A 10,659-nucleotide genomic window follows, 5' to 3' on the forward strand; every position below is an offset into this window, starting at 1 on the left:
GCCTGCTTCGGGGGTGGCGGTGATGAGGGTGCCGGGAACGAGCACCATGCCTTCGTCGGGAACGCGGATCATGAGGATTCCGGCCTTTCACTGATCACTGATGCGCTCAGTTCTGCGGGTGCGCGTGTTCCGGGCGGCTCGCGGGCGGCGGCGCTCTTCGGGAGTGACGCCTGGTGGCCGTGATCGCTCCCGAGCTGGACGGACGGGCCCGATGCCTGTCCCGGTGTTCTTCATCCAAGTCACGCGCACGCGACCCGGCCAGGCAGAACAGCAGGCAGAAGTAGCGCGGAAACCATCAGGGGACGGCGTTGACCAGGTCACGGCAGCGGCCGCCCGCCTCGGCGTCGCCGATGGTCTCGTACACCTCGGCCGCCCGCGCATAGGTCTGGCGGCTCTCGCCGATCCGGTCCTCCTTGGCCAGTAAGGCCGCCAGCGTCTCCAGGGAGCGGGCCTGCGGGGCGGGCAACCGGGCCTGCTCCATCAGGCCGATCGCCTCGGTGAGCTTGACGATCGCCTCGGCCCGCCGGCCGAGCAGTCCCAGGCATTCGCCGACGCGGGCGAGCGCGATCGGTCGGATGATCGCCGCGACACTCGGCGTCACCCCCGAGCGGTCGTCGTTCAGCAGGGTCAGCAGGTCGAGGTAGTGCTCCAGCGCCTCGCTGTGGTGTCCGGCGTCGCGCAGGCAGGTGGCGAGGGCGCCCAGGCAGTGGCAGTACCGGTCGATGTCGCCGTTGGTCCTGTGTATCCTCGCCGCCTGGGTTTCCGCCACGATGGCCTCGTCGAGCCGGCCGAGCCGTCGGAACGCGCCCGCCGCGTGGTGGTGGGCCAAGGCGATCTGCGTCGTGGCACCACTGCGGGTGGCCAGGTCCATCGCCTGGGCCGTGTAGCGCAGTGCGGTCCGCGGGTCATCTCGCGGCAGCAGATGGACCCAGGCCAACATGTTCAGCTGGGCGGCCTGCCGGGTCTGATCGCCCAGGGCGGCGGCGGCCTCGGCACCGAGGGTGAAGACCTCGTACCAGTGCGGGGCGTGCATCCACCGGTCGGAGAACCAGTCCATCGACTCGGCGCAGCCGAGAACGGCGGCGAACCGGCCGATGCCCGCCAGGTGACGTAACGCGCCCAGCCAGTTGTCCGCGTTCACACGCAGCCAGTGGTCGGCCTCCTCCGCGGAGGACAGCTCAGCGGACAGCTCAGCGGCATCGGGACCAGGATGACCGTATCCGGGCTCGAACCATCGTCCGGCGGTGGTGGCCGTCCGCACCAGCCACGACGTCATCGCCACGGTGAGCGCGTCGTGCTCGGCCGCGGACTCCTCCTGCCGGAGCCGGTCACGGGCGAACAGCCGGACCAGATCATGGAAGCGGTAACGTCCCGCCGCGCTGTCCTGCAACAGCCCCAGATCGACGAGGTCGTCGAGGGCGTCCCACGCCCCCTCGATCGACGTGCCGCCCGCCACCGCGGCCAGCGCCGCGTCGAAGCTGCGGCCCGGCACCAGGGCGAGCCGGCGAAACAGCCGCCGCGTCGAGGCGGCCAGCTGCTCATAAGACAACCCGAACGCGCCGGCGATCTTCAGATCACCGGCACTGAGCTGCTCCAGACGGCGCTCCTCGTTCGCCAGCCGGGCAGCGAGATCGGCGGCGTTCCAGCCCGGTCGGCTGACCAGCCGATTCCCCGCGATCCGCAATGCGAGAGGCAACCCGCCACACAACTGCGCCAGCTGCCCCAGCGCCGACCCCTCATCCGGGGCACCGCGATCCTTCAGGATTCCCCCCAGCAACTCGGTCGCCTCCAGCAAAGGCAGCGGCCCCAGACCGAGCCTGCGCACCCCCTCCAGACCGGCCAGCAGACGGCGACTGGTCACCAGCGCCCTGCCCGCACCCCCGCCGGGCAGCAGCGGCCGGACCTGCTCCTCGGAGGTGGCGTTGTCGAGCACGATCAGCACCCGCCGCTCACTCAGCAGGGACCGATACAACGACGCACGCCCGGCGACATCACCCGGAATCTGCTGATCGGTGACGCCGAGCGCGCGAAGCAACGTGCCCAGTGCCTCCTCGACGGCCAAGGGATGCGCGGACATCCCGAACAGGTCGAGGAAGAACACCCCGCCGGGAAAGTCCGGCCGCAGCGCATGGGCGGTGCGGACCGCCAGCGTGGTCTTGCCCAGCCCAGCCGAACCGGTGATCAGCCCCACCTCCGCGGCGCCCGGCACCTCCCCGGCACGCACCAGCTCGCCGGTCCAGGCCAGCTCCGCCGCCCGCCCGGTGAAGTCGTCGACCGAGCGCGGCAGCTCACACAACCCGGTCGGACGCGCCCAGCGATCACGCAGACGTCCATCACGCGCCAGACCGACCAGCTGTTCACGGTCGGCGCCGGCCAGGCCGAGAGCGTCGGCCAGCGCGGTGACGGTCCGGTGCTGAGGACCCCTGCTGCGCCCGCGTTCCATGTCCGACAGCGTCCGGACGCTGACCCCCGAGGCCTCGGCGAGCCGCTCCAAAGTCAGGCGCGCCGCGTGCCGATGGCCACGCAGCGCCTCCGCGAAGCCGCCCGAAGTGGTGATCGAGTGCTCCTTCTTCGCGACCTGCCGGAAACCACCCAAAGCTTATCGAAAAAATCAGGAACATCGACCCTGGTCATCGCCCTACTGTCATATCTGCCTCCTGTTGCCGGTGCCGGGCACCCTGGCCATGAAAGCGTCCGGGCCGGGGGCGGGCCTCCCGGCACCGGCCCGCGAACAGAGGTCACCGCACGATCGAGGGCGAGCCGCCGCTTCGTTCACCTTCGGCCTGGAACAAGCCGTGCAGTCACGCAGCGCTCAGTGACTGCAGTCACGTAGCGCTCGGTGACGCAGTCAGGTGACGCTAGCGCGGCAAGCGAGCCGGTTTCTACGGTTTGCCGCATGAACGCCCATTGCTCCAGCGCTCCTTGAGCAGCGACGCCGGGGCTCCCGGCGAACCGCGGACGACGCCCCGGTCCGCCGTGGAGAGACCGGCGAGCCGGACCGCACAGCCGGCGCGTTCAGCAGCCTACGACCCTCGCTCGCCTCGAAAAGGGGAACGTCTTGTGAAAACCCTCCATTTCACCCTTGACCCGAAGATCCGCGGCCGCGTCGTCATCCCGATCGCGGTGATCGGCATGCTCGCCTCCCTCGCCCCCGCCGCCTCCGCTGTGGCCACACCGGCCCCCATCACAACCGTCACCTCCCAGACGCCGTCGAAGACCGGCGACGAGCCGCGAGTTCCAGCGGGTTTCCGCGAGCAGAGAGTTCAGGTCGGCGACGTCGCGATCAACTACGTGCGCGGTGGACACGGGCCGACGCTGGTGCTGCTGCACGGGTATCCGCAGACCTGGTACACCTGGCGCGAGGTCCTGCCCAAGCTCGCCAAGCACTACACGGTCATCGCGCCGGATCTCCGCGGAGCGGGCAAGAGCGACGCACCCGCCGGTGGCTACGACAAGAAGACCCTCGCCGCCGACGTACACGGGCTGTTGACCACGCTCGGCCTCAAGCGGGACATCAGGCTCGTGGGGCACGACATCGGCACGATGGTCGCCTACGCCTACGCCGCCGCTCACCCCGGCGACATCGCCAAGCTGGTCCTCAGCGAGGCACCCATCCCCGACAAGACCCTCTACACCTTCCCCTCCCTCACCTCGAAGGGGCCGGGCTTCTGGAACTTCGGCTACTTCAGCCTCACCAACGGCCTGCCCGAGCGCATGGTGGACGGCAGGGAAGAGCAGTGGGTGGAGCGTTTCGTCGACTCCCTCGAAGTCAAGAAGAACGGCGTCAGCGACAAACAGGTCCGCGAGTACGCCCGCTACCTGCGCGACGACGCGCACCTGCGGGCGAGTTTCGAATGGTTCCGCGCCTTCCCCCAGGACGTCGCCGACAATCGCGCGTACGGCGCGAAGAAGCTCACCATGCCCGTACTCGCCATCGGCGCCCGCGGCAGCCTCGGCGACTCCGTCCCCGCCCAGGTCCGCAGGTACGCCGGCCATGTGACCGGGACCGTCATCGAGGACTCCGGTCACTGGATCTTCGAGGAACACCCCGAACAGCTCACCGGCACACTCCTGCACTTCCTCAAGAAGAACTGACCCGACGCCGGAACAGGAGCAGCCACATGAACAGACGTCCACCCCGGACCGGCGACGCGCGGAACCCCTTCTGGTTCCTCGGCGGCCAGGCCCAGATCCTGGTGCCGAGCACGGCGACCGGCGGCACCCTGAGCGTGATGGAGTTCACCGACCTCAAGGGCCACGCGCCGCCCCTGCACGTTCACGAGGCAGAGGACGAGATCTGGATCGTGCTCGATGGCGAGATCACCTTCTTCGTCGGGGACGACCGCTACGACCTGCACGCCGGTGCCGTCGCGCACGGCCCCCGCGGCGTCCCGCACAGCTACCTGGTCCGCTCACCGAACGCCCGCCTGGTCGCCGCCTTCGGCCCCGCCGGCATCGAGAAGTGGTTCGCCGCCAACGGCTCGCCCATCTCCGACGTGAACGACGCGCCGGCCTCCTTCGACATCGAGGCCGTCGTCGCCTCGGCCGAGGCGTACCGCCTGCGCGTGGCGGGGCCTCCGCCGGTGGCCTAGGCGCACCGCTCCCACCACGCCATTCCGCGCCCCGCCCCTGCCTGCCCGACGGACGGACAGGCGGGCGGGCGACGGGCGACGACTTAAGCCTCCCGCTGCCTCAGCGCCTCGCTCGACACCTTCATCTCTACCAAGGAGATCCACCATGCCCGAGCACGTGTCCTTACGGACCTCTCCGCTCTCCCGGCCGGGAACCCGAATCCCGCTGCCCGTGACGCTGGCCGTCCTGGCCATCCTGGCCATGCTGGCCGTCCTGGCCACGGCTCTTCCCTCGTCGGCCGCCGCCTCCACCACGGCGGGCCGGCATACGGCCAAACCCACCGTGGTGCTGGTCCACGGCGCGTTCGCCGACGCCTCGAGCTGGAACAAGGTCGTCGCCCGGCTCCAAGGGGCCGGTTACCCGGTGATCGCCCCCGCCAACCCCCTGCGCGACCTGGCAGGCGATTCGGCCTACCTGTCGAGCGTCCTCACCAGCATCGAAGGACCGGTCATCCTGGTCGGCCACTCCTACGGCGGAGCGGTTATCTCCAACGCCGCCACCGGCCACCCCAACGTCAAGGCGCTGGTCTTCATCGCCGCATTCGCACCCGAGGAGGCCGAGTCGGCGCTCGACCTGACCGGCAAGTTCCCCGGCAGCCAGCTGCCCACCAGCTTGATCACCCGCCGGTACCCGCTGCCCGGCGGCGACACCGGCACCGACGCCTACGTCGATCCGGCCAAGTTCCGCGCCGCCTTCGCCGCCGACCTGCCCGCCCGCGACACCGCACTGATGGCCGCCACCCAACGCCCGGCCGCCCTGGCCGCGCTCGCCTCCCCCAGCGGGCCGCCCGCCTGGAAGACCGTCCCCTCCTGGTACCTGGTCGCCGGCGCCGACCAGGCCATCCCACCCGCAGCCCAGCGGTTCATGGCCAAGCGCGCCGGCGCGCACGCCAGCGAAGTCAGGGACGCCTCACACGTGATCATGATCTCCCGACCCGACACCACCACCGCCCTCATCACAGCGGCAGCCCGCACCACCAGCTGATCTCACACGAGACGCATCAGTCCGGACCGCGGCAGGCGCGATCCCCGCGCCCGCCGCGGTTCCGGCCCTGGCCGCCCCAATGCTCACCCGCGGACTCGGCCGGATCGTGACTGTCCAGGACACCGGCTGGCCACCCCGCCAACGGACCCGTCGCACCGCTCCGCCCGTCCCACGTTCGTCTGGCAGCCACACCTTCCGAATGGAGACAACCCCCATGGTCCACACCAGCGCCCACTCGAGCAGGCGAACCTTCCTCACCCGAGCGACCGCCGCATCCGCGCTGCCCCTGGCCTCCGGCCTGCTCGGGCCCGGCGACGCGCCTGCATCCGGCACCCTGCCCGACTACGCGCCCATCCCCGAGGCGTCCAAAGGCCCCAAGCTCAACGACAAGGGCTACTTCGTCGGCCAGATCGACGGCGACCTGTACTGGGTCACCGACTCCTCCTACCAGGCCATGTTCCTGACCACGCGCCAGGGCGTGGTCCTGGTCGACGCGCCACCCACCATCGGGCACAACCTGCTGCGCGCCATCGAGGAGGTCACCCGGGCCAACGGCCGCCCCCGGAAGGTGACCCACCTCATCTACTCCCACTCCCACGCCGACCACATCGGAGCCGCCTCGATCTTCGACAAGGACGTCATCCGCATCGGACATACCGAGACCGCGAGATTCCTGCGCCGGGACGCGGACCCGAACCGGCCGGCGCCCACGCTCACCTTCGACGCCCACCACGTCCTGCGGGTCGGCGGCGAGCGTCTCGAACTGGCCTACCACGGCCCCAACCACTCACCCGACAACATCTTCGTCTACGCCCCCCAGCAGGAGACCCTGATGGTGGTCGACGTGCTCTATCCCGGCTGGGTACCGTTCAAGAACCTCGCCGTCTCCCAGGACATCCCCGGCTGGCTGCGGGCCCACGACACCGCTATGAGATACCCGTGGCGCACCCTCGTCGGCGGCCACCTCGGCCGTCTCGGCACCCGCGCCGACGGACACCTGCAACAGCGATACCTGGCCGACCTGCAGACCAGCGTCCGTGACACGGTCTCCAGCCTCGACCCGGCGCCGTTCTTCAGCAAGTACGGTCCAGCAGGCAACGCGTGGGCGATCTTCGCCGGCTACCTGAACGCGGTCGCCCAGCAGGCCGCCGCCCCGGTCATCGCCAGCTACCTCGGCACGCTGGCCGCCGCCGACGTGTTCACCAAGGACAACGCCTTCGGCCTGCTGGAGTCCATGCGAATCGACACCGGCCTGCTCGGCCCCTTCGGCATCCGTCCCTGACCAACACGCCCGATTGCCGGCGAAGAGCCAGGAGTCGTGGTCCCACGAACACCACCCCCACACCGATCAGGAGGACGGCCGCGTTGGACACCGCTTCGTGGGTTGCCGTCAACACCGGCACCGTCCGCCTCGCCAGCCGCGCCACACCAGTGACGAGTCCATCCCGCCTGCCCAGGCCACGCCCAGCCTCCGGTACCCCGTACTCCCGGTGGGCTGGTGATCGACACGACCTGCTTCATGGTGGGTACGGGACTCCAGGGCCGCCTCAGGCGGACCGGGGACTCGCGTGAGCAAAGTGGAAGCAAGGTGGAGTGTTACGCCGCCTCGGCCAGGGTGGTGAAGTCGATCTCGGGCAGGTCGGGGTCGAAGTCGTCGGGGCGCAGCCGCAGCACGTCGGTCGCGTACAGGCCGAACCGGCTGATGTGCGCGGTCAGGTAGGGCGACAGCTGCGCGACGTCCTCGGCGCTGATCTCCCAGCCCTCCGCCAGCAACTGGCGCATCACCGCCATCATGTCCAGCGCGGTATGGAAGATCACGCAGTTGGCCAGCAAGGAATTAAACTTGATCATCTTCTCCTGCTCGGCCGGGTCGTTGTCGGCGATGACACCGTCGTTGCCGAACCGCAGCCAGCCAGAAAAGCCGTTGAACCCCTCAACTTTGTTGGTGACCGCGGTGATGCGCCGCCGCAGCGCCGGGTCGGCCAGGAAGCGCAGCAACGCGACGGTGCGTACGCTGCGGCCGACCTCCCGAAACGCCCGGTAGATCTCGTTCTTGCGGGAGTGCGAGCCGAGCCTGCGCAGCAGGGTGACGGAGTTGAGCCTGCCCTCGCGGATGGAGATCGCCACCCGCATGAGGTCGGGCCACATCTTCTCCACCAGCTCCCAGTCGATCACGTTGCGGGGACCGCCATCGCCGCGGAACAGGGCGTCGATGTGGTGGTAGGTGACCTGGTCGGTGTGCTGGAAGAAGGTCAGGTCCTTCCAGTTGCGGATGCGCGGCATCAGATCGAACCCGAACAAATGCGCGAGCGTGAAGACGGGGAAGGACTGGCCCTGGGTATCGGCGTGCACCGTCTTGGGCTGAACCTCGGAGGCGTTCGCGAGCAGCCCGTCGATGATGTAGATCGCCTCCCACGCCCCACAGGGAACAAATCGGGAAAACAACGCAATGTAATTGTCTGATACGTAATGGTAGGCAATACCACCAAAGCCCCCGTATCGGATCGAGATCTCGGCCAGCAGGTTGTCGATGTAGGTGTCGACCTGGGTGCCGTCGGTGCCCACGCTGCTGCCATCGCCCCACGCTTTGACCACATCCAGCTGGGCGAAGGCGTTGACCACGTCGCTGATCGCTTTGTTCAGCTTGGCCACGGTGACGTGCCGGTTCTTGGCCAGCGAGATCTCGTGCGCGCTGATGCCCTCGATGTGCCGGGCGGCCTCGGCCGGGCCCATGTTCGACCCGCATGCGAACGTGGTCAGCACGTAGCGGTCCTGCGGCTTCTTCAGCTTGGGGTCATGGCCGGAAGCGGGCCCGAAATGCCGGTGCCAGCCCAGCCAGTATGCGGTGCGCGAGGTGATCTCGATCAGCGTGCGCTCGGGCATCCGCGCCTTGATCTTCGCCCCCAGCTTGGTCGCGGCCGCGCTGGTGCCGAGCCCGGCCGGCCGCTTGAGCGTCGGGGTGCCGTCCCTGGCGAATGTCAGGTCCTCGTTGTCGGCGTAGCCGGCGTCCAGGTGCTCGGCGGCCTGGCGGTGGCGCTCCTTCAGCTCGGCCACGAACTCGGCCGCGGTTGCCGGTAGGCCCGCCTCGGCGCAGTAGGCCGCCAGCAGGGGCCGGCACTGATCGAAGCTCAGCAGGTGCGAGCTCCAGTCGCCGTACTCGGCGGCCCCGGCCACCGCGATGTCTCCGGTGCGTAACTCTTCGGCCAGGTAGGCGAATACCATCGCCTCGAAGTGGCGTTTGACCAGCATGCCCGGGTGCTTGCGGTCCCGGATGGCGCGCAGCCAGTTGGCGGAGGCGAACCCCAGATCCAAGCGGCGGCCGTCGGTGTCGCGAGCGGGGATGAAGTCGCGGGTCTTGCCCCAGTAGGTGATCGCGTGGTCCAAGGCGTCCAGCACGCTGCGGTCGGCCGAGGTCGCCTTGAACCTCAGCACGGCGGCCAGGGCGAGCATGGTGGACCGGTCGGCCTTGAAGAACTGCTGCACCAGCAGCTCGTGGTTGTCGTGCTGGTAGGCCGTCACCTCCTCGATGTCGGCCAGCTGCGCGGTCGCGCCGCCGGCCCGCTCCACCACCTGCCGGACCGACCCCACCCCCGCGGCCTGCATCCGCACCACCTTGACCAGCATCTCGATGGCCGTCCCGAGACCGGCCCGCTGATCTGACTCCTCACTGCTCCCGCTGGCCTCCCCGACGGCTTCGTTGCCGGCCTCGGGGTCGGCCTGGGGGTCTGCCTCCGCGTCACGGCCGGGGCCCCTCAGCGCGGCCAGCGCCATCATCACCATCTGCGCGGCCGCGACCTCGGCCATCTCGACTGGCCCGCCCGGCACCAGGCCCTGCAGCACGCTCCGGTAGGTGCCGATCAGGTTCTCCACCACCTGCCGTTGCCGCTGATGGATTTCCTCCAGCTTGGCCTTGGCCTTCTTTGCGGTGGCGGCCATCCGCTTGCACAACATCGCGGCCAGATCATCGCGCGCCCGCGCTTGAGCGGTGTGCACCAGGCACACCAGCAGCGCGACCCGCTTGGCGTCGACGGTGTAGGTACGGGCCAGCACGTCGGCGTCGGCCGCCTCCGCCTCGCCCGCGAAATCGGCGATCTTCGAGGCGGCGATGCCCTCCAGCGCCATCTCGGTGTCGCACAAGCCCTCCACCCACGCCAGGTGGGCGGCCTGGGCCTTGAACTTCGACCAGCTCGCCCGCCGCGCCGGTTTCTTCAACCGGTCCAGATCGCTCTTACCGCCCGGACCGACCACCAGCAGCGCCTCGATGCGGGCGCGGCCCTCAGCACCTAGCCGCCGCCAGATCGTCTGGAAGATCTGCCCGTTGACCTGGCCGCGGATTGTCGACTCCATGCTGTCCAGGGTGGAGAACGCCGGCAGCTCCAGGTGGGCCTGCGCCAGCCGCTCCAACGCCACGTTGATCAGGTCCGGCGGATGGTTCTTCACCCACGCCGCCCGAGTCATCGCCTTGGCCGCGATCTTGCGGGCCTTGCCCGGCGCGTACGCCACCCCTTCCCTGCGCCGCACCAGCACTCGATGCGACTCGGCGGTGCGAGCCGAGGCGTACACCGGCGCGATGTCGTCCTTCAACTCCAGGCACCGCCGTACGTGCTCCACCACCACGACCGGCGCCTCACGCACCTTGGCGAAGCGGCCCAGCCGCTGAAAGCACTTGAGCGCGAGTGTCAACGCCAGCAGGTGCTCATCGGTGTCGGTCTTCTCACGCGCCCAGGCCATCTCCTCCTGGGAGGGGGAGAAGAAGAGGTACAACTCGCGCGTCATCATCAACCGCGGGAACACCCGATAGGCGGTCCGCTCCACCGACGTCACCGCACACGCCTCCCGGCCCGGCACCGCTCAACAGACGAGGCACACCGTAGCGAGACGAATACGCGACACAACAGGCGAAGAAGATCACAGCTTCATCAAACCCGCCTGCTCAACCCTTCATGATCCACTCAATGTGGGTTTTGGGCTTATGTGGGCGTGTGTCACGAACGCAGAGAGGAGCTTTATGTAGGAAGGGCTCCTTGATGCGGTGCTGCGTGG

General features: G+C 69.1%; 6 protein-coding genes. 4 read left to right on the plus strand and 2 right to left on the minus strand.

Translation table 11 applies throughout. From position 1 onward, the window contains the following. Nucleotides 1–295: 295 nt before the first annotated feature. Nucleotides 296–2,596 (minus strand): helix-turn-helix domain-containing protein, encoded by a 2,301-nt coding sequence (locus ACSDR0_RS41030; RefSeq protein ID WP_435294360.1) that lies wholly within the window; start codon nucleotides 2,594–2,596, stop codon nucleotides 296–298. 464 nt (nucleotides 2,597–3,060) lie between these two features. Here ACSDR0_RS41030 and ACSDR0_RS41035 point away from each other — a divergent pair, with 464 nt between their 5' ends. From ACSDR0_RS41035 to ACSDR0_RS41050, 4 genes are all read left to right on the plus strand, one after another. After that, nucleotides 3,061–4,095: an alpha/beta fold hydrolase gene (locus tag ACSDR0_RS41035; RefSeq protein ID WP_435294361.1), complete on the plus strand. Its 1,035-nt coding sequence runs from the start codon at nucleotides 3,061–3,063 to the stop codon at nucleotides 4,093–4,095. 26 nt (nucleotides 4,096–4,121) lie between these two features. After that, nucleotides 4,122–4,592: a cupin domain-containing protein gene (locus ACSDR0_RS41040; RefSeq protein WP_435294362.1), complete on the plus strand. Its 471-nt coding sequence runs from the start codon at nucleotides 4,122–4,124 to the stop codon at nucleotides 4,590–4,592. A 145-nt stretch (nucleotides 4,593–4,737) separates the two neighbouring features. Further along, entirely contained in the window at nucleotides 4,738–5,616 is an 879-nt protein-coding gene (locus tag ACSDR0_RS41045; protein WP_435294363.1) for an alpha/beta fold hydrolase, read from the plus strand. 214 nt (nucleotides 5,617–5,830) lie between these two features. After that, nucleotides 5,831–6,898: an MBL fold metallo-hydrolase gene (locus ACSDR0_RS41050; protein ID WP_435294364.1), complete on the plus strand. Its 1,068-nt coding sequence runs from the start codon at nucleotides 5,831–5,833 to the stop codon at nucleotides 6,896–6,898. Between the two features lie 314 nt (nucleotides 6,899–7,212). Here ACSDR0_RS41050 and ACSDR0_RS41055 read toward each other — a convergent pair whose 3' ends face one another. Further along, nucleotides 7,213–10,440 carry a Tn3 family transposase gene (locus ACSDR0_RS41055; RefSeq protein WP_435294365.1) on the minus strand — a complete coding sequence of 1,076 codons (3,228 nt, stop codon included), beginning with the start codon at nucleotides 10,438–10,440 and terminating at the stop codon, nucleotides 7,213–7,215. Nucleotides 10,441–10,659: the final 219 nt, after the last annotated feature.

Origin of the sequence: Streptosporangium sp. G11, assembly GCF_051192615.1 — a bacterium.
Classification (GTDB): Bacteria; Actinomycetota; Actinomycetes; order Streptosporangiales; family Streptosporangiaceae; genus Streptosporangium.

Bases quoted from the DNA above. Each gene is read 5' to 3' on its own strand.
- ACSDR0_RS41040 (WP_435294362.1), top strand. From the start codon at position 4,122: ATGAACAGACGTCCACCCCGGACCGGCGACGCGCGGAACCCCTTCTGG.
- ACSDR0_RS41045 (WP_435294363.1), top strand. From the start codon at position 4,738: ATGCCCGAGCACGTGTCCTTACGGACCTCTCCGCTCTCCCGGCCGGGA.
- ACSDR0_RS41050 (WP_435294364.1), top strand. From the start codon at position 5,831: ATGGTCCACACCAGCGCCCACTCGAGCAGGCGAACCTTCCTCACCCGA.